General features: G+C 59.3%; 16 protein-coding genes and 1 pseudogene. 10 read left to right on the top strand and 7 right to left on the bottom strand.

From position 1 onward, the window contains the following. Window positions 1-94: 94 nt before the first annotated feature. Complete coding sequence (locus L0U83_RS03125) at window positions 95-994, bottom strand: NAD-dependent epimerase/dehydratase family protein (protein ID WP_233880418.1); 900 nt, start codon at window positions 992-994, stop codon at window positions 95-97. Then, window positions 994-2,028, bottom strand: a complete 1,035-nt coding sequence (gene gmd, locus L0U83_RS03120; protein WP_233880416.1) for a GDP-mannose 4,6-dehydratase — start codon at window positions 2,026-2,028, stop codon at window positions 994-996. Before gmd ends, L0U83_RS03125 begins: the two co-directional genes overlap by 1 nt. A gap of 708 nt (window positions 2,029-2,736) precedes the next feature. Between gmd and L0U83_RS40795 the strand changes: the two genes are divergently transcribed. From L0U83_RS40795 to L0U83_RS40785, 3 genes and pseudogenes are all read left to right on the top strand, one after another. Then, complete coding sequence (locus L0U83_RS40795) at window positions 2,737-2,859, top strand: hypothetical protein (RefSeq protein ID WP_373320969.1); 123 nt, start codon at window positions 2,737-2,739, stop codon at window positions 2,857-2,859. Then, window positions 2,810-3,001, top strand: a complete 192-nt coding sequence (locus L0U83_RS40790; RefSeq protein WP_373320968.1) for an adenylyl-sulfate kinase — start codon at window positions 2,810-2,812, stop codon at window positions 2,999-3,001. The genes L0U83_RS40795 and L0U83_RS40790 overlap by 50 nt, the downstream gene beginning before the upstream one ends. Continuing rightward, window positions 2,985-3,092 (top strand): annotated as a pseudogene (locus L0U83_RS40785) (adenylyl-sulfate kinase); the annotation flags it as partial. The gene L0U83_RS40790 and the pseudogene L0U83_RS40785, both read left to right, overlap by 17 nt. Before the next feature lie 244 nt (window positions 3,093-3,336). Here the strand turns inward: L0U83_RS40785 and L0U83_RS03110 are convergent. The 4 genes from L0U83_RS03110 to L0U83_RS03095 are packed head-to-tail and all read right to left on the bottom strand — an operon-like array spanning window position 3,337 to window position 8,048. Continuing rightward, window positions 3,337-5,220 carry a polysaccharide biosynthesis protein gene (locus L0U83_RS03110; RefSeq protein ID WP_233880412.1) on the bottom strand — a complete coding sequence of 628 codons (1,884 nt, stop codon included), beginning with the start codon at window positions 5,218-5,220 and terminating at the stop codon, window positions 3,337-3,339. Then, window positions 5,207-6,244, bottom strand: coding sequence for an MraY family glycosyltransferase (locus L0U83_RS03105; RefSeq protein ID WP_233883653.1), 1,038 nt, complete (start codon window positions 6,242-6,244; stop codon window positions 5,207-5,209). The genes L0U83_RS03110 and L0U83_RS03105 overlap by 14 nt, the downstream gene beginning before the upstream one ends. A gap of 26 nt (window positions 6,245-6,270) precedes the next feature. Beyond that, on the bottom strand, window positions 6,271-7,227 hold the full coding sequence (locus L0U83_RS03100) for a UDP-glucose 4-epimerase family protein (protein WP_233880410.1): 957 nt from the start codon (window positions 7,225-7,227) through the stop codon (window positions 6,271-6,273). Then, a complete protein-coding gene (locus L0U83_RS03095) occupies window positions 7,224-8,048 on the bottom strand; it encodes a glycosyltransferase family 2 protein (RefSeq protein WP_233880408.1) in 825 nt (274 codons plus the stop codon). The genes L0U83_RS03100 and L0U83_RS03095 overlap by 4 nt, the downstream gene beginning before the upstream one ends. A gap of 336 nt (window positions 8,049-8,384) precedes the next feature. On the opposite strand from L0U83_RS03095, the gene L0U83_RS03090 reads away from it, so the two are divergent. The 7 genes from L0U83_RS03090 (at window position 8,385) to L0U83_RS03060 (ending at window position 16,511) form a co-directional block, all read left to right on the top strand. Then, a complete protein-coding gene (locus L0U83_RS03090; protein ID WP_233880406.1) occupies window positions 8,385-10,103 on the top strand; it encodes a hypothetical protein in 1,719 nt (572 codons plus the stop codon). 222 nt (window positions 10,104-10,325) lie between these two features. Beyond that, complete coding sequence (locus L0U83_RS03085) at window positions 10,326-11,750, top strand: UbiA family prenyltransferase (RefSeq protein WP_233880403.1); 1,425 nt, start codon at window positions 10,326-10,328, stop codon at window positions 11,748-11,750. Between the two features lie 3 nt (window positions 11,751-11,753). Beyond that, window positions 11,754-13,070 carry an FAD-binding oxidoreductase gene (locus tag L0U83_RS03080; protein WP_233880400.1) on the top strand — a complete coding sequence of 439 codons (1,317 nt, stop codon included), beginning with the start codon at window positions 11,754-11,756 and terminating at the stop codon, window positions 13,068-13,070. Next, entirely contained in the window at window positions 13,067-13,807 is a 741-nt protein-coding gene (locus L0U83_RS03075; protein WP_233880398.1) for an SDR family oxidoreductase, read from the top strand. The genes L0U83_RS03080 and L0U83_RS03075 overlap by 4 nt, the downstream gene beginning before the upstream one ends. Window positions 13,808-13,860: 53 nt before the next feature. After that, window positions 13,861-14,799, top strand: a complete 939-nt coding sequence (locus L0U83_RS03070) for an NAD-dependent epimerase/dehydratase family protein (RefSeq protein ID WP_233880396.1) — start codon at window positions 13,861-13,863, stop codon at window positions 14,797-14,799. Between the two features lie 6 nt (window positions 14,800-14,805). Then, entirely contained in the window at window positions 14,806-16,089 is a 1,284-nt protein-coding gene (locus tag L0U83_RS03065; RefSeq protein WP_233880394.1) for an NAD(P)/FAD-dependent oxidoreductase, read from the top strand. Next, entirely contained in the window at window positions 16,086-16,511 is a 426-nt protein-coding gene (locus L0U83_RS03060) for a GtrA family protein (protein ID WP_233880392.1), read from the top strand. Before L0U83_RS03065 ends, L0U83_RS03060 begins: the two co-directional genes overlap by 4 nt. Window positions 16,512-16,656: 145 nt before the next feature. Here the strand turns inward: L0U83_RS03060 and L0U83_RS03055 are convergent, their stop codons facing one another. Further along, complete coding sequence (locus L0U83_RS03055) at window positions 16,657-18,672, bottom strand: hypothetical protein (protein WP_233880390.1); 2,016 nt, start codon at window positions 18,670-18,672, stop codon at window positions 16,657-16,659. Window positions 18,673-18,958 lie beyond the last annotated feature (286 nt).

The following is an 18,958-nucleotide window of genomic DNA, read 5'->3' as shown; positions in this document are numbered from 1 at the left end:
ATTTTGGATCCGGCCCGGCTGCAGAGAATGACGCGTGCGTGCTCGCTCAGCACGATGCATCGGTAGCGGGCAGAATCCGCCCTGCCTGCCGCCTTCAGGCGGCGCCGCTATCGGACAACATCCACTGCAAGGTGTCGTAGAGTGTCGGCGCGTCGAGCTGTCCGATCATGCTCAACAGCTTCCGGTTATCGCCGCACTGCGATTTCACTTCGTGCGCACGCACAAAGTTAGGATTGGTCCGCGCTTCGATATCGTGACCGGTGATCGTGGACATCGTCTGCAGCACGTGCGTGAGGGTGACCGCATGGCCAGAACACACATTGAACACTTCGCCGACAGGCGCCTTTTCGAGCAGCCTGCAATACACGTCAGCCACCCAGCGCACATCTGAGAAGTCGCGAGCCACGTCCCGATTGCCCAGTTCGATGGCCGGAGCACGCCGACGGAAGTGATCCGCCATTTTCGCAACGAGAAAGCTAGGCGACTGGCCAACACCAATGTAGTTAAACGGACGCACAATGATGATCGGCAAACGATCCATCCAAAGCTGCGCCATGTACTCGAACGCGACCTTGCTCACTGCGTAGTCGTTCGCCGGATGATACGGTGCCGTCTCCGGGATAGGCAGGCCTAGTGGACCGGCACCATAAATGTTCGCACTACTTGCAAGCAGTACCGCAGAGGGCTTCTTTTCGGATTTCGCGAGCGCCTCAAGCAGATTGCGTGACCCTACAACATTTGTCTCGTAGATCTCACCTGCATTGCCGTGTCCGACAAACGCGATGGCGGCGAGATGTACGACCCAGTCGGGCCGCACACGCCCAACCACTTCTTCGAGCCGTGCGCGGTCCAGCAGATCACAGGCGTACACATCCGGCTCGGGAACGTCACAGCGACGTACGAGACTCGAGACCTTATGACCGCGAGCGCGCAGTGCTCCCGCAACATAACGCCCCGTAAAGCCCTCGCCCCCTGTAATCAGGACTGAAGCCATCAGAACGACATCCCCCTCTTGTTGCGCGCGACGTCAGCTTCGACCATCATCTTGCACAATTCTTCGAGAGGGGTCTTCGGCGCCCATCCAAGCTCTTCGCGAGCCTTTTGCGGATCGCCGATCAGGAGATCGACCTCAGCCGGTCGATAGAACGCCGGATTCACGCGCACGATCGTCTTGCCGCTTCTGGGATCTCGGCCTATTTCATTCTCAGCGCGGCCCTCCCATTCAATCTCAAAGTCAAGACACTTCGCCGCCGCGTTGACGAAATCGCGCACTGTTTCCGTGCGGTTGGTGGCAAGCACATAGGTATCAGGGCGCTCGGCTTGTAACATGCGCCACATGCCGTCGACGTATTCCTTTGCGTAGCCCCAGTCGCGGCGCGCGTCGAGATTGCCGAGTTCGAGAACATCTAGCTTGCCAAGACGGATCTTCGCAAGCGAATCGGTGATCTTGCGCGTCACGAACTCGCGACCGCGAAGCGGCGACTCGTGGTTGAAGAGGATACCGCTTGACGCAAAGATGTCGTAGCTCTCACGGTAGTTCACCGTGATCCAGTGCGCATAGAGCTTCGCGACACCATACGGGCTACGCGGGTAGAACGGGGTCGACTCGATCTGGGGAATGGCCTGCACCTTACCGAACATCTCGGACGTGCTGGCTTGATAGAAACGAGCCTTAGGACTGACGATACGTAGCGCCTCCAGCAGATTCAGCGCGCCGACGCCCGTCGCCTGTGCGGTAAGCGCCGGCTGCTCGAACGACACGCCAACGAAGCTTTGCGCGGCGAGATTGTAGACCTCGTCGGGCTGCGCACGTTCGATCAGCCGAATAGAACTACCCGCGTCCTGCAGGTCGTGTTCGACAAGGTGCAAATTCCGATGGCCGGCGACGCCAAGTTCTTCGATACGCCAAAAGTTTACCGAACTTGTCCGGCGATAAGTGCCGTAGACGACGTAGCCCTTCTCCAGAAGCTGTTCGGCAAGATATGCGCCGTCCTGACCGGTAATTCCAGTAATGATTGCCGATTTCACAGAATTCTATTCCTCAAGTGTGCAAATAGGGCGATGCGGAGCATTCTGCACGGACTGTAGCAAACCATCCGTTAACCCGAATTCCAGCAGAGTTCGGGCGAGTGGCTCTAGTGCCCTAAACACCCGACATGTGTCAGCTGATTCGTTTGTTTTCTGCCTACGGCAAGATCGAAGTGCCTCGCGACTCTGTAGCGGTTTATCACCTTGTGCACGCATAGGGCCTGTCGCATTGAAGTCACTGAGTCTGCCAGCGGCCACGTTGAGTTGCTGCCGGTCGGGCCCGTTGGCGCACAACGGATCCTGGAGCCTGTGCCCGCGCACCGCAGCTAGCGCCCCGATACGCCAGGACAATTGCAAGCCTGGAAAAATGAGCGGCCCGCGGCCGCAGCGCACCGGTGTGCCGAGCCGGTTCACGAAGCCCACCTGCCAAAATACGTGCCGCCAAAGTTTATATCACATTCCACGACAACGACGCCCCCGCTTTCCGCAACTCTTCGCTCATCCGAAATGCTGCTTGCGCCCGCGCCCTCTGCGCACCTGCTTGCGCTGCATGCCGCACCCATCTGTAACACCGCCTGGGTGTTCTATATTTATGACCGAGGCTTCCTGCGCGCGTTAACAGAAAGCCGTGCGCAATCTTGCGGGACATAAGCTGTGGAACAAGAATAATCCGCTGGCATCGTCATCTGGCTCACGGGCATATCTGTTGTGGGCAAGTCAACGATAGCGCGTGCTCTCGTCACTCGAATGCAAATATTTCATCGTCACGGGAGCGTGCTTGATGGAGACATTGCTCCGAACCGGGCTCTACTCGGACCTTGGATTCAGTGATGGTGAACGCACTGAAAATCTTCGGCGAGTCGCGCACGTCTCGGCGCCCTTGTGCAAGCAAGGCTTCGTTGTCGTAACGACGGCCACTCCACTCGACCCCGAGCACCGAGCCAATGTGAGGCGCATTGGCGGCGGCAAATAATTTTCTTGAGGATTTTGCGGACACGCCACTCGCCATTTGCGAGCAGCGCAACCCGAAGCGACAGTATCGTCGCGCGCGGCGCGGGGGAATTCCGCAATTCGCCAGCATCGGCTCTCCCTCTCATCCGCCGCTCCACCCCGAACTCACATTGCGTTTACAGAGCAGCAGCATCGAACGTTGTTGCGTCGACGAGATTGTTGACTATCTGGTGTGTGTGCGCCGTTTTGACCTGGACGCCATCCGGGAAGGCGGCTTCGCGCGCACAACCGCACACGACGCAGCGCTGAGCGTAAAGCGATTAACGACTAATGCGCAAGCTCTGCCCTCACGCCCCGTTAGCCAGCAATACGCACCGAACTGCCACCCACGCTCTGTAGTTTGGGGGCGGTCGACGGCTGGTACTCGGGCACCCAGCGACGTAGGTCGCGCCGTACTTCATCGTCGCCGGGCACGCGGTGCTGCATAAGCCACGGCAGCAATTCGTCCAGCAGATTGTCGGGCACTTCGCGCGCCTTCGCCGTACGCAGCTTGGGGTGCGGAGTGCGCGTCGTGGTTTCGTCGTCGGCGAGCAGTTCTTCGTAGAGCTTTTCGCCGGGCCGCAGCCCAGTGAAAACCACGCGAATCTGTTCTTCCGAGTAGCCATAGAGGCGGATCAAGTCTCTCGCGAGGTTGACGATCTTGACCGGTTCACCCATGTCAAGAATGAAAATCTCGCCGCCGCGCCCCATGCTTGACGCCTGCAGCACGAGTTGCGATGCCTCGGGGATCGTCATGAAGAAACGCGTAACTTCCGGATGCGTAACGGTCACCGGACCGCCCTTCGCGATCTGCTGCTGAAATTTCGGAATCACGCTGCCCGCACTGCCGAGCACATTACCGAAGCGCACGGTCTCAAACTGCGTGCGCTCGCTGCTCTGCTGCAGCGCTTGGCAGGCCATCTCCGCGAGGCGCTTGCTTGCGCCCATCACATTGGTTGGATTGACTGCCTTGTCAGTCGAGATGAGCACGAAATGCCTGACCTGATGCTTGATCGCCGCACGCGCCACGCGGTACGTGCCCAGCACGTTGTTGCGGATCGCCTGCCACGCGTTGAGTTCTTCCATCAGCGGAACGTGCTTGTACGCGGCGGCGTGGAAGACTATATGAGGCGTGTAGCGCGACATGACCTGGTCAAGCAGCAGCGCATCCTTCGCATCGCCGACGATAGGCACCACGGATAGCTCGGGAAAGCGTTCGCGGATTTCCTCGGTGAGCCGGTACATCGCGTATTCAGACACATCGAGCGCGACAAGTTGTGCAGGCGCGAAACGCAGAATCTGCCGGCACAGTTCGGAGCCGATCGAGCCCCCAGCGCCCGTAACCATGACCACCCGACGGCTCAGCAGCGCCTCGACGTGCGGTGTATCGATGTTGACCGCGTCGCGGCCGAGCAGATCTTCGAGGTCGATGTTGCGCACCTGCGAAAGAAAACCCTGACCGGGCAGGAGGTCGGTCAACGACGGCAGCATCAGCGCCTTCACACCTGCACGAACGCATTGGGTGGCGACACGCCGCTGCACTTCGGCCGAAGCCGACGGAATGGCAATGATGGCGAATTCGCAGCGTAACGCTTGAGCCCAATGCGCGATGTCATCGATCGGACCCAAGACCTTGTAGCCGTAGATTTCGCGCCGTTGCTTCGCGGCATCGTCGTCGAGCAGGCCAACGAGGCGCCACTCTGGGGATCGCGATAGCTCGCGCGCGAGACTCGCACCTGCGCCGCCTGCGCCAATGACGATTACGGGCTTGCCCTGCGCGACGAGACCGCCATAGAGATAGAACTCCTTGGTCGCGCGATAGAGCGCCCGCGAACCGCCCATGACAAAAAACACCAGGAGCGGTGAAACGATCAACACCGAGCGCGGAATGATCGGTGTGGGCTGCAGCATGACCGAGCCGATCATGACGATCAACGCAGCCGCAATGATCGCTTTCGAGATACGCATGAGATCCGGCAGGCTCGCGAAGACCCACATGCCGCGATACAGGCCGAATATGCGGAACATCACCGCGTAGACGGGTAGCACCCAGATCAGCGTGTTCACCGCACCGTGCCAGAACTCGGGCGGAACGGTCGCGTTAAAGCGTAGAAGGTAGGCCGTGAGCCAAGCGGCGGCCACTGCGCCAATGTCGAACAGAAAGGCGCTGAACGAGAGCCAGGAGGCTTTATTGCGAAGCATCAGCGTCAACCTCTGGTTTTCTGCTTAGGGTCTGAAAACTGCGCCAGCGCGCATCAATTGCTGCGCCAATAACGACGAGTACGGCAGCCCAACCTACAACGATCCCCCATTGCACAGTCGCGGGGCGATTCAGTGTCCAAACAGCAATTACCGTGCCGGCAAACATTACCAGATACCACGTCAAAGCCGTTACTGCGTGACCGGTCCCGATGCGCACCATGCGCTGATAGTAGTGTTCGCGGTGTGCCTGCCAAAACTTCTCACCGCGCAAGAGCCGGCGGATCAGCGTGACCGATGCGTCCGCGATGAACGGCGAGAACACCAGTGCCGGGAACCAGATCGGCCACGCGCCGCCACGCCAGCCCCAATAGCCTAGCGCGCCGGCGAGAAAGCCGGCGGGAATCGACCCAGCATCACCCAAAAAAATCTTCGCCGGATGAAAATTAAACAACAGAAATCCCGCCGCGGCGCCCGCGACTGCCGCGCAAACCCAGCCGAGTTCGGGCATCGGAGCTGGCCCGCTGAGCGCAGCAACTGCATACGCACCGAAACCGAACAGCGCCATTCCGCCGGCGAGGCCGTCGGCACCGTCCATGAAATTGTATAAGTTGACCAGCCACAGCATCAAAAACGCCAAACCCGCCAGGCACCACCACGGAACCGGAGCGGGGTAGACAACGATCAGAGCCAAAACGGCCAGGAAATGCGCAGCAAAGCGCACGCGCGCAGGAAGTCCGCGGCGGTCATCGATCTGGGAAACGGCGGCAAGAAATGCCGCGCCAAGCGCGATCAGCCACAGCGATGGCGCCAGAAGCAGAATAGCCAATACTGCGACAGGCATAAGACCCCAGCCTCCGACGCGCGGCGTCGGCCGTACATGAAGCGAGCGCTCGTTTGGGATGTCCGTGGCAAGCCGCCATGCGAGTCCGCTCTTCAGCAGAAACGCGAGTATGGCCGCGCATAGCGCACCGCTAGCCAAAGCGATCCACACAGCGCTCAACGGTGACGAAATCGGCAAATGCATGATCAACGTGTACGGTCTCCGCGAATTCAGTGCGTCGCACGATACCAACGAGCAGTCGCTTCCAGCCCCTCCTCCACCGCAAACGGCGGTTGCCAGCCGAGCCGCTCGTGAATCAGCGACGTGTCGACTTGCAGGCTGGACGTCAGACGCTCCAGTTGGGCGGCGCGGCCGGTCAGCACGCCGGCGGCACGCAGCAGCCCCGTCGGAACGGGAATCAGGCGCGCGGGCTTCGAGAGGTGGCGGCCGAGGCTGCGCAGCAACTGGGCGACCGAAAGGTCGTCGGCATCAGCCACGTGAAAGCAGGCGTTGGCCGCTCGTGGGTCGGTGACGCAACGCATGAGCGCATCGGCCAGATTTTCGGTGTACACGAGACTGCGCCGCGCATTCACTGAACCGAGCGGTAGCGGCACGCCGCGCCAAAGCGCGTCCATCATCTGCAAAAAATTGGCTCCGACTCCGGGACCATAAACGAGCGGCGGCCGAACAACCACGACTTCCAATCCTGTTTCCTCGCGCAAACGCCAGAGCGCCTCCTCCGCCGCCCGCTTCGAAAGTCCGTACGGGTCGAGCGGCATGGGCAGCACCGATTCCGCAAGCGGAACGCCACCGTCCACTTCCGCCACAGCCTTGATACTGCTCACGAATACCATGCGCCGGGCTCCACTGGCCTGCGCCGCACGGGCAACGCGCAGTGTGCCCTCGACGTTCGTCGCATGGAACGCCGCCGATGGATCGGGTGCGTCATCACGCATCACGTGGACGCGTGCAGCCAGATGCACAACGCAATCTGGGGACAAATCGTTCGGCCACGCCTCTTGAAGTCCCACGAAATCCGCCGCTTCGTGCTGCCATTCACGCACAGCGTCCAGGCCAACATTGCCACGCCGCAGCAGCGCGGTCACGTCGTGGCCATGCCGGGAGAGCGTTGCGCACAGCGATCTCCCTACGAGACCATTTGCACCGGTTACCAATACGCGGCTCAAAGCCATTTCCACCCGAACCGGTTATAGAACTTGAATGCCGACGCGAGGAACATCCGGATGTGCGCCAGCCCCTTGCGTGATGCGCCGCCGCCGTGGTGCAACACCCGCACCGACGGCTCATAGACGACGCGCGTGACATCGTGCGCACGCAGGCTGAGATCGTAGTCCTCAAAGTAGAGAAAATAGCGCGCATCGAAGCCCGCGAGCTTTTTGAGCACGTTCGTGCGAAACAGCATGAAACAGCCGCTCACGATCGGTGGATCCCAGATCGTGTCATGCTCGTTGATTTGCGCGCGCATCTCGTAGCGGGCGAGGCGTGCCTCAAAAGGCCGGCGAGCGGCGCGAGGCAGGAAGCCGCGTACGAATAGATCAACGAGGGTCGGATACTGTCGGCAAAGATATTGAAGCTGGCCGGCATCGTCGACGATGGCCGGCGTAAGCAGGCCGGCTTCGGGATGTGCCTCCAGAAACGTCACCGCCTCGGCTAACGCGCTGGAGTCGATGTCCACGTCGGGATTGAGCACGAGGTGATAACCGCTCGATGCGCGCTCGATCGCCAGATTGTGACCGCGCCCGTAGCCGACGTTCCCGTGCCCGGAGATAACCGTGCAGGCGATGCCTGCTTGCGACAAGGCGGTGGCCAGGCCGCCGCGCATCTCGGGCATGCCACCGTTGTCGACGAGATACAGGTGAATCGACCTGCCAGGCGCAGAGCGCGCCAATTTGGCACCGGCCTGCGCAAGACTGGCAAAAGTTCGCGCAAGCAGTTGTTGGTCTGGATGAAAGACGACCACCGATACGGACACCACGCCGTGATCCATGCTGGATACCGCACTCACTGTCATCTGGAAACGCGACGATCCGGCACCATTTGATGCCGTCCGATTAAACGGGGTCGATTGAAAACAACTAGTTTGCTTGAAAATGGCCGCTCTCGGCAACCCACTTTTCTATTTGTTACGCAGATAAGGCAATGCAAGGCGCATTAATGCCCTCGCCGAACGGTTGTCCGCTAATGCGGGCGAATAGTACAGTAGCGCCCGGGCGCGGCCGGCGGGCAAATAAATGGGCGTCGATGGGCATGCGGCGCGATTGCCAGAAGCACCTTATGGATTTGCCTGTTGACCAGGTTTGGAAACCAAAATGAAACCTTTGCCGTGTCCTATTTCAAATATCTGACAAAAAACCGCATTTTCTGGCCGGTGGTCGTCCTCTCGCTCGGGGTCACGATCTTCGCGACGACCTTGGCCGGAGTTGTTTTCCACTTCTCCCCGGTCCCATACGGAGACCAGTGGGACGGCACACTCGGTTTCTACATGGATGCGCTCGCAGATCCATGGACGGCGTTTTTTGGTCTGCACAACGAGCATCGCCTGTTCTTTTCACGACTCATCTTCTTCGCGGACATGCGCTACCTCGGTGGGCGCAACGTGCTCGACCTCGCTGCGAACGTAGTCCTTGCGACGTTGATCGCCATCGCGCTCTATCGGATCACCAGTCGAAATCTGACGCATTCGCGCGCATCACGGATGATCGGCGTCGGTGGCGTGCTTGCCTTCGCATTCGCCTGGATGCAGGCAGAGAACTTTACGTGGGGCTTCCAGAATCAGTGGTTCGCCGTGTACCTGTTCGGACTCTGCGCATTCGACGCCCTCGAGCTCAGCGAAAGTGCCCGCTTTCGAGGTGCATCTGCGTCCTCAGCTGGATGGTTCGCACTTGCCATCTGCAGCACGATCATGGCAGCGCTGTCGATGGTCAGCGGTGTCCTCGTCGCCCCAGTGCTCGGCGTTCAGGCTGCGTACCTCCGTACACCGCGTATGCGCCTTGTTGTGATCGCCCTAGCGACGGTGGCAATCTGGCTGACCTACTTCACGGGCTGGCATTCGAATTCGCCGAGCGGGGGATTGCGCGACGCAGTGGTGCACCATCCTCTTGGCGTTCTGCTCTACGCCCTGCTCTATCTCGGCTCGCCGGCGATCTGGGGGTGCCTGGGCATGGTGATAAGCGCCCTTTGGGGCGCAGTCGTACTCGTGAGCTTCATTTATGCGCTATGGATTGCCCGGCAACGTCGCGCAATCATCGGCTCCGCGCTGCTAGCCATGGCCGTGTTCATCAGTGCTAGTGCGTTCGTCACCGCTGCTGGCCGAATTGGCTTTGGCGTCGATACCGCTACGTTGTCGCGCTATACCACCGCGCCACTGCTGATGACCGCATCACTCCTCGCTTTTCTTTGGCTCAATGAAACGCGTCCTGAACTGCGACGCTGGCTCGTCGGTGGTTTCGTTTTTGTGCTCGTCATGATTGCGATTGCGCAGCGCATGGTATTTCACTCGACGCAACGCGAACTGTACGCGAAACGCGTAGCGGGCCTCGCGGTGCGCGCAAACGTCTACGACGCCCCTTATACGGCCATGATCTACCCCAACCCAGCGGCGTTAGAGGCGGTTGCCAAGCGCGCGCAGGCTGCGGGACTCTCCATTTTCGCCCCGGACCAGCGCGACTACGCGGTGCCGCCCGAGGCGGTCTCGGCGAGTGCGCAATGCATCGGTAAAATTGATAGCATTAGCGCGACCGCGACCCCTGACCGTTTCGCAGCCACCGGATGGCTTTACGACCCGGCCGACAAGCAATACGTCTCGTCGATCGTCATCGCCGATCGTTTCGGCAAGGTGCTAGGTACAGGCATCACCGGCGCACAACGTCCGGATCTTGCGCCGGTCACTGGATCTAAAGATCGTTACGGCGGCTGGACAGGCTTTTTCAAGCGCCCGACGGACCCCGAAATTCGGCTTTTTGGCAGGCTCGATACCGGTCGATACTGCGAAATACCTGATGCGCAGTCCTTCGACACCGGCAATGTCCAACCGCCCGCGTGAATGCGCCTGTGCACCTTCGACCGTCTCCAGATCAGGGTGCCAGCGATCCGCAGCGCAAGCCGTAAACAGTGCGCAGGCGACAACAGATCGCCGGCAAGCCTGTAACGGGGGCACAAGTTCCGGGTAAAATTCCTGGCTTGAAAACGGCGCAGGATTCGGACGGATCGAGACGCGCGCCCAGTAAGCCACACTCTATAAACCCACTGCCAACTGGCCGACTGTATGCGCAGCAGACCACTCGTTGTTGACCTCGATGGCACGTTGATTCGATCGGATGTGCTAATCGAATCGGGATTCGCGTATCTCAAATCCGCGCCGCTGCGGTTTTACCGACCACTCATGTGGCTCGCGCGCGGCGGCAAACCGGCCCTCAAGGCTGGCCTCGCCGAAAACACCAATGTCGACGTCACCGTCCTGCCTTATGACGTGCAGGTGCTCGATTGGCTCAAGGCGGAGCGCGAATCCGGACGCCCGCTCGTGCTCGCGACTGCCAGCCACGAGCGCTATGCCCACGCCATTGCCGACCACCTGGGCCTCTTTGACCAGACCTTCGCGACCGCAGACGGTGTCAACCTCTCGTCTCAGCGCAAACGCGACAAGCTGGTGGCCGAATTTGGCGAAAAGAACTTTGACTACGCAGGCAATTCGCACGACGACATCGCGGTCTGGCAATCCGCTGCACGCGCGTATGTCGTGAATCCGGGGAGCGGCGTCGAACGCGCTGCCCGCAAGATCGGCAATGTCGAGCGTGTGATCGAATCGCGTCCACCGGCGTTGAAGACCTGGACGAAGTCGTTGCGCCTGCATCAATGGCTGAAGAACCTGCTGATTTTCATACCGCTGCTAGCCGCGCACAAGATCGCCCACCCGGACCTCATCGTCGCAGCGCTGATCGCTTTCTTCGCCTTCGGACTCTGTGCATCGAGCGTGTACCTGCTCAACGACATGCTCGATCTCGAGGACGACCGGCACCATCCGACCAAGCGCAAACGCCCGCTAGCTTCTGGCGCGCTACCGCTCACCTGGGGGATAGCACTCTTCCCTGTCCTGCTTGCGGGGGCCTTCGCGCTGACCGCGATTTTCCTGCCATGGCGCTTTGCCGTCGTGTTGCTTGGGTACTACGCGCTCACGCTCGCCTACTCGATATACCTCAAGCGTCAGGTGATGGTGGATGTCGTCGTGCTGGCGATGCTCTATACCACTCGCATCATCGCCGGAACAGCCGCCATCGGCGGTCACCTCACGTTCTGGTTGCTCGCGTTCTCGATGTTCATCTTCCTGAGCCTCGCACTCGTGAAGCGCTATGCCGAACTCTATTCGATGCAAGCGCGCGGGCTCGCCAAAACGCGTGGCCGCGGCTACCTTGCGAGCGACTTGCCGCTCATCTCATCGCTGGGCACTGCGTCCGGTTATCTCTCTGTGCTCGTGCTCGCCATGTATATCCAGGACGGCAACACGGCGCGGCTCTACCGGCATGCGCAGTTCATCTGGCTAGCGTGCCCGCTGCTGCTCTACTGGGTGAGCCGCACGTGGATCATTACGCACCGTGGCCAGATGCACGACGACCCGATCGTCTTCGCCGCGCGCGACCGCGTGAGCCTTGCAGTGCTGGCGCTTTGCTGCCTCGTGTTCTGGGCAGCGACCTGATCGATGGATACGGTGCTATCCTGGGGCCGCTATCCCGCCCTCCCGCAACAGGCACATGCAATTGCGTGGCGTGACCGTGCGGCCGCGACCTGGCGTGAGGTAATCGAAGCAAACGGCAACGCGCTCGCATTCGGCAACGGCCGCAGCTATGGTGACAGTTGCCTCGCCGCATCGGACCATGTGCTGCAGACGTTGCCGCTCGACCGACTGATCGCGGCCGACTGGGCGACTGGCGTATTGCGCGCAGAACCGGGCGTCACGCTCGAACAGATCCTCGAGGTCGCCATTCCGCGTGGCTGGATGTTGCCTGTCACGCCGGGCACCAAATACGCGACGCTGGGCGGCGCGATCGCCAACGACGTCCACGGCAAGAATCACCACGTGCGCGGGACCTTTGGCCGCCATGTGCGCCGCTTTGGACTGGCCCGCAGCGACGGCACGCTGCTCGAATGCGCACCGGACGCGCATGCGGATCTTTACGCGGCAACGATCGGGGGACTCGGTCTCACGGGGCTGATCCTTTGGGCTGAAATCCAGCTCATGCCGATCCGATCCAGCCTGATCGACGTGACGAACATCCGCTTTTCGAACCTCGACGAATTCTTCGCACTTTCCGAACGCCTCGACCCGCTGCATGAGTACAGCGTGGCATGGGTGGACTGCCAGAGCCGCGGTTCGACGCTTGGGCGCGGCATCTTCATGGTGGGCGACCACGCGCGGGGTGGACCGCTCGAAGTCGACCGCCGCAAGAAGCGAACGGTGCCGATGACGCTGCCCGTTCCGATCTTCAACACACTGACCTTGCGCGCCTTCAATGGCGCGTATTACCACCGTCAGCGCAGCGGCGAGAGGCGCTCGAAAGTTAGCTACGATGCTTACTTTTACCCGCTCGACAGCCTGCTCGAGTGGAACCGTATTTACGGGCGCAAGGGCTTTCAGCAGTACCAGTGCGTCGTGCCGCCCGAGGCCGCGCGCGACGCCATCCGCGAAATCCTCGAGGCCATAGCGATGAGCGGTACGGGCTCCTTTCTCGCCGTGCTCAAGCGCTGTGGCGATATCGCGTCGCCGGGGCTCCTGTCGTTTCCGCGTGAGGGCACCTCCCTCGCACTCGACTTTCCGCAGCGCGATGCGCAGAATGCGCGGCTTTTCGAGCGCCTCGACGCGATCGTGCGCGAGGCGCGTGGCCGGCTCTATCCGGCGAAAGACGCCCACATGTCCGGCGAGGATTTCCGGGCCGCTTATCCGCAATGGCAGCAACTGGAATCCCTTCGAGATCCGGCGATGCTTTCACGGTTTTGGGAACGAACGACACGAACATGAAGAATATTCTGATCATAGGTGCGACATCGGCCATCGCGACGGCATGTGCCCGTCGCTGGGCGGCGCAAGGCGCGAGCTTTTTTCTCGTCGCACGCAGCGCAGAGAGGCTGCAGCAGGTCGCCGACGACCTCGTTGCACGCGGCGCCAAAGCGGCGGCGTGCCATGAACTCGACGTCAACGACCTCGACCAGCACGCGGCCATGCTGGCGCGCTGCGAGGCCGAACTGGGCACGCTCGATATCGTGCTCGTCGCGCCGGGGACCCTGCCCGATCAGGCGCAGTGCCAGGCCGACCCAGCGGTGGCGATGCGCGAATTCAACACCAACGTCACATCGATCATCGGGCTGCTCACGCCGATCGCGAATCTGGTCGAGGCACAGCGCCATGGTACGATCGCCGTCATTTCGTCTGTTGCAGGCGATCGCGGCCGGCCGTCGAACTATCTCTACGGCAGCGCGAAGGCCGCGCTCTCGGCATTTTGCGAGGGTCTGAACGCCCGTCTTTTCAAGGCGGGTGGGCATGTCGTCACGATCAAGCCTGGTTTCGTCGCCACGCCAATGACTGCGGGCCTACCGCTGCCTGGCCCGCTCGTTGCGACCCCGGACAAGGTGGCCGCCGACATTACGCGCGCAATCGAGAGGAACAAGGACGTTCTCTACACGCCCTGGTTCTGGTCGCTGATCATGCTGATCATCCGGTCCGTTCCGAAATTCGCGTTCAAACGGGCGTCGCTTTAAGGGCACGCAAGCGGCAGTTCACGTAGGCCATCCATTTAATAAATCGCTAACGCATGAATCAGACTCGCATCATTCTTCCTGGCGGCGCCGGTTTGGTCGGACAGAATCTGGTCGCCCGGCTCAAGGCGCGTGGATACACCAATCTCGTCGTACTCGACAAGCACAAAGCCAACCTCGAAGTCCTGCGCCAGGTTCATCCGGACATCACGGCGATCTATGCGGATCTTGCGGAACCCGGTGAATGGGCCAAGCACTTCGAGGGCGCCGACGTCGTAGTCATGCTGCAAGCGCAGATCGGTGCGCCGACCCACGAGCCTTTCGTACGCAACAACATTGTGGCAACGCGCCACGTGCTCGACGTCATCAAGCAATACGGCATTCCCCACACCGTGCACATCAGTTCGTCGGTGGTGAACTCGGTCGCCGACGACTGGTACACGCAAACCAAGCGCGAACAGGAAGAGATCGTCGTGGCATCCGGCATCAACTGCGTCGTGCTGCGCCCGACGCTCATGTTCGGCTGGTTCGACCGCAAGCACCTCGGCTGGCTCTCGCGTTTCATGCACCGCGTACCCGTGTTTCCGATTCCGGGCAGCGGCAAGTACATGCGTCAGCCGCTCTACGTCGGCGACTTCTGCAACGTCATCATCAGCAGCATTGATTCGCGCATCAAGGGGCAAGCGTTCAACATCAGCGGCCTGGAGCGCGTCGACTACATCGACATCATCCGGCAGATCAAGCGCGCGACGCGCGCACGCTGTGCAATCGTACGCATTCCCTACGGCCTCTTTTACGTGCTGCTGAAGATCTACGCCGTGTTCGACAAGAACCCGCCGTTTACGGCCGATCAGCTCAAGGCCCTAACCGCTGGCGACGAGTTCGAGGTGATCGATTGGGAAGGCATCTTCGGCATTCGCGCCACGCCGTTCGCCAAAGCCATGGACGAGACGTTCAACGATCCGACCTACAGCCACATCGCCCTGGAATTCTGAAGACACATGAGTACAGAACGCATCGCCGTGCTCGGCGCGGGACCGATGGGTCTTGGCGCTGCCTATCAACTTGTCAAGGACGGACGCAAGCCCATCATCTTCGAGGCCGATGACCGCGTGGGCGGCATGGCGGCCTGCTTCGACTTCGGCGGCCTGTCGATCGAGCGTTACTACCATTTCCACGCGATCTCGGATCACGCGTTCTTCGAGGTGCTGCGCGAGCTTGGTATCGAAGACAAGATGAAGTGGTGCGAAACGAAAATGGGCTACTTTTACCAAGGGCGCGTACAGCCCTGGGGCAATCCCATGGCGCTGCTCAAGTTCAAAGGCCTGAGCCTGAGCGCGAAGTTTCGCTACGGCCTCCACGCGTTTCTCTCGACGAAGCGCAACGACTGGAAGCCCCTCGATCATGTCGAAGCCACGAGCTGGATTCGACGGTGGATTGGCGAAGAAGCGTGGGAGGTGCTCTGGCGCCGCCTGTTCGACTACAAGTTCTACGACTACGCGCACAACCTCTCGGCGGCGTGGATCTGGAGCCGCATTCGCCGTATTGGTCGTTCGCGCTACGACCTCTTTCGAGAAAAGCTTGGCTACCTCGAAGGTGGCTCCGACACGCTCCTGAACGGCATGCGCAGCTACATCGAGGCACATGGCGGCGAGTTCCGGCTCGGCGTGCCCGCGCAGAAAGTGGTGATCGAAGGTGGCAAGGTCAGAGGCATTGAAGCCGGTGGTGAATTCCACGCGTTTGACAAGGTGATCAGCACGATCCCGCTGCCTTACGTGCCGCGCGTGATGCCCGACCTGCCGCCGGACATTCTCGAAGCGTTCCGCAGCAAGAAGAACGTCGCGGTGGTCTGTGTGATTGCGAAGCTCAAGAAACGCGTGACCGAGAACTTCTGGCTCAACACGAACGATCCGGAAATGGATATTCCCGGCATTGTCGAATACACGAACCTGCGCCCGCTCAACGAGCATGTCGTGTATGTGCCGTTCTACGTGCCCGGTGAACATCCGAAGTATCAGGAACCGGACTCCGCTTTCATCGACAAGGTCAAGCGCTACCTCATGAAGATCAATCCTGCGCTGACGGCGGATGACTTCATCGACGTGCGCGCGAGTCGCTATCGTTTCGCACAGCCGATCTGCGAGCCCGGGTATCTCGATCGGCTGCCGCCGATTCAGTTGCCAGTCGAGGGTCTGCTCGTTGCGGATACGTCGTATTACTACCCGGAGGATCGTGGCATTTCCGAGAGTATCGGACTGTCGCGCAAGATGGCGAGAATGGTATGACGAGAGCGCAAGCGGTGGTCCGAACCGGCTTCGTATCGAAGAACTTCCTGATGTTCCTGCTCACTGGCGGCTTTGCAGCTGCCGTGAACTGGAGCAGCCGCATCTTGTATAACCTTTGGATGCCTTATTCGGCGGCCATCGTCGTGGCGTACATCACGGGGATGATCACAGCGTACATCCTCGCCAAGATGTTTGTGTTTACGGAAAGCAAGCAGTCGACACATCGCTCCGTGTTCTTTTTCACGCTCGTCAATCTTGTCGCGATTGTGCAGACGTGGGCGGTGAGCGTCGGCCTCGCCTATTACGCGTTCCCCAAATTGGGGATGACCTGGCACGATCGCGATATCGCGCACCTGGTGGGTGTCGTTGTGCCGGTTTTTACGAGCTATATCGGGCACAAGAAGTTTAGCTTTCGCCACTAACGACGTGACGACCTGTCGTCGCACGTAGGCGTTCGCCAACTCACCGTGAGCGGGTGAGGATGCACCAATTGTGGAGAGCCAACGGGATGGCGCCGCTCTCGCGGCGCCATGAGACAAAACTCTGTCCATACGGCGGACTACCGAATCAAGGGCTGTGTGAATCGAGAGCAAAGCCATACAGCGCAACACCCAAAGTTCGGGGATCATCGGACTCCCCCGCAGCCTTTGGCGAAGCGACATCATAATCGACAAACTTGACGTCAACTTCGCTATCGCTCAGATCACGTAACGGGACAACAACGGTCTGCCGATTCCTTACCGCATCGAACCTGACTTCTGATACCAGCTTGTCATTAATATAAATCGACGCACGCTGCACGGAATCTGGATGCGGTATAAACGCGCTCAGATCCAGTTGGAGCGAACCTGCAAATCCCTCTTTTACTCTCAACCGCAGATGGGCCTCCCGAGATTCCATCCAGACGAATTCCGATTCGACGTGGGACCAACCATTTCTGAGGAGGAAATATCCAAAGAGATTCGGATCGGTTTTCACCGAGAAACTCTTATTTCCGGAAAAACTATCTGGGCGCCCATAAAGCGATAGACCTCCTGCCTGGCCAATCAGTGCAAGGCTCCCATCCAACGGACTCGCCGACACAATAATTTTCTCGTTACGTGCCAATTCAGATGGATTACATTTAGCTTCCACAGTAAACGAGTTCGCCCACCCTTTATTGACGCAAAATAGATCCACGCCGCGACGCGCGGCGTACATCTCTGCACCCAGCACGGAAGCCCAGAGATACTCATAATTACTACGATTATCCAAATCCAGCACCAACCTTCCATCCGACTTGCTTTTCAAAAGCGCATCATACAAGTCGACCACATTCGGTTGACTATATTGGTTGACGTAAGCCGGTTTATCGTCAATCTTCTTGTATGCAACGCCAAGCAAAACCAACACCAGCACCACTACGAGCCATTGCTGTTTCAAACCAAGAGACGACCATACACAGGCCGACGTCACACCAACAGCCAGAGCCGGGACGGAGTAATAGAAATACCCCATATAATCCATATCCAGAAAATCTACGCCAAATTTTGAATAAAACAACATTGCCAATGTTGCCGAAATCAACAGCGCAATGACCGCCCGGATATTCTCATAAAACAGATATTTTTTACGTCTGGTGGCATAAAAGAATATAGCAGCCATCAACAGAAGACCGGCAGCAAACCACCATCCTCCCCCCCAGTAATGTCCGGTGTACCTGGCTGCCTGCCCTAGCGTATTGGCCTGATGCGAGTGGCCAAATCGTATGTAGGTCGCAAGCGGACCTGGGAAATGACGAATAGTCTCGAAGAGCAACGGAATAAAAAACAGGAACAGCAAAATTGCCGACCGGATGACCTTTCCGCCATTCTCCTGCCAATAGGTCCGTCCGAACATGGACTGCGCCCCACGGCCAGCCCCATAGACAGCCCGGTTATATGCAAGACTCAAGAAGAAGAGAATACCCAGCGTTGAAACAAACGACACATGCCCATTAATCAAAAATCCGGAGCTCAGGGCCAGCGAAAGGAGCATGTCCGCCCGGCCTGACGCAAACCTCGCCGCCGCAATCAGCATCGCGGCAAACGGGAAAAAATACAGCTCTGGGAACCACATGCCCGCAAAAAACTGAAAATGCACGCAGGCTGTGATGGAAAGAAATACCGCAGTCGCGACTCCGGCAAAGCTTACCGATTCGGATAACCGCTTCAGCATGCTAAAGGCAAGCGCTATCCAGAATGAATTATAAAGAATCGCCGCAACCATTTGTCCTGAAAATGGGGATGGCACGACGTGCATCCAGTCAAACAGCACCATCTCACCGAAAGCCAACACGTAGAGGATCGCGGGGCCAGGGTGATTAACTCCAATTCTCGAATAATTCCCAACCCACAGATCCAGTACTTTGGCTTTCTGGATTAACAGACCGTTGGCGGCAAAGTCGCCTACCTCGTAATGGACCATGTCGATCAATGGCCAGTTAGCCAGCAATATAGCCGTGGCAATAACTACAAAAACAGCGATCTCCTGCCAAGGCCAACGTGACAAATAGTAAGCCAACGTTGAGCCATCCTCCGATGCCGGACTGCGAAGCTCTGCCATATCCTCCCCCGAATTTCCGCCCAAAGGATGGGCGATTGCCAGTGTTAGTAGATGCCGAAGACCCTTGGTGTGGCCGACAAACCTCATAGAGTATACGTGTAAGCGAACTGGAAAGGCATCCTTAAGACGGCGGAAACGCGGGCGGCGATCGTGTCCATCTGTCCATCTAGTTTTTTAAAGGACAGGTACGATGGCTGAAACTGAGGCTATGCCAGAGTCAATATTAATGTATGCGGGCGGTACGACATGATCAGGCGGCGAGCGCTCGAGGAGCCGGTGCGCTTTC

The sequence above is a fragment of the Paraburkholderia flagellata genome, from assembly GCF_021390645.1.
Lineage (GTDB): Bacteria > Pseudomonadota > Gammaproteobacteria > Burkholderiales > Burkholderiaceae > Paraburkholderia > Paraburkholderia flagellata.
This window is presented reverse-complemented; position numbering and strand designations above follow the sequence as displayed.

Bases quoted from the DNA above. Each gene is read 5' to 3' on its own strand.
- L0U83_RS03125 (WP_233880418.1), bottom strand. From the start codon at position 994: ATGGCTTCAGTCCTGATTACAGGGGGCGAGGGCTTTACGGGGCGTTAT.
- L0U83_RS40790 (WP_373320968.1), top strand. From the start codon at position 2,810: ATGGAGACATTGCTCCGAACCGGGCTCTACTCGGACCTTGGATTCAGT.
- L0U83_RS03110 (WP_233880412.1), bottom strand. From the start codon at position 5,220: ATGCTTCGCAATAAAGCCTCCTGGCTCTCGTTCAGCGCCTTTCTGTTC.
- L0U83_RS03105 (WP_233883653.1), bottom strand. From the start codon at position 6,244: ATGCATTTGCCGATTTCGTCACCGTTGAGCGCTGTGTGGATCGCTTTG.
- L0U83_RS03095 (WP_233880408.1), bottom strand. From the start codon at position 8,048: ATGGATCACGGCGTGGTGTCCGTATCGGTGGTCGTCTTTCATCCAGAC.
- L0U83_RS03085 (WP_233880403.1), top strand. From the start codon at position 10,326: ATGCGCAGCAGACCACTCGTTGTTGACCTCGATGGCACGTTGATTCGA.
- L0U83_RS03080 (WP_233880400.1), top strand. From the start codon at position 11,754: ATGGATACGGTGCTATCCTGGGGCCGCTATCCCGCCCTCCCGCAACAG.
- L0U83_RS03075 (WP_233880398.1), top strand. From the start codon at position 13,067: ATGAAGAATATTCTGATCATAGGTGCGACATCGGCCATCGCGACGGCA.
- L0U83_RS03070 (WP_233880396.1), top strand. From the start codon at position 13,861: ATGAATCAGACTCGCATCATTCTTCCTGGCGGCGCCGGTTTGGTCGGA.
- L0U83_RS03065 (WP_233880394.1), top strand. From the start codon at position 14,806: ATGAGTACAGAACGCATCGCCGTGCTCGGCGCGGGACCGATGGGTCTT.
- L0U83_RS03060 (WP_233880392.1), top strand. From the start codon at position 16,086: ATGACGAGAGCGCAAGCGGTGGTCCGAACCGGCTTCGTATCGAAGAAC.
- L0U83_RS03055 (WP_233880390.1), bottom strand. From the start codon at position 18,672: ATGGCAGAGCTTCGCAGTCCGGCATCGGAGGATGGCTCAACGTTGGCT.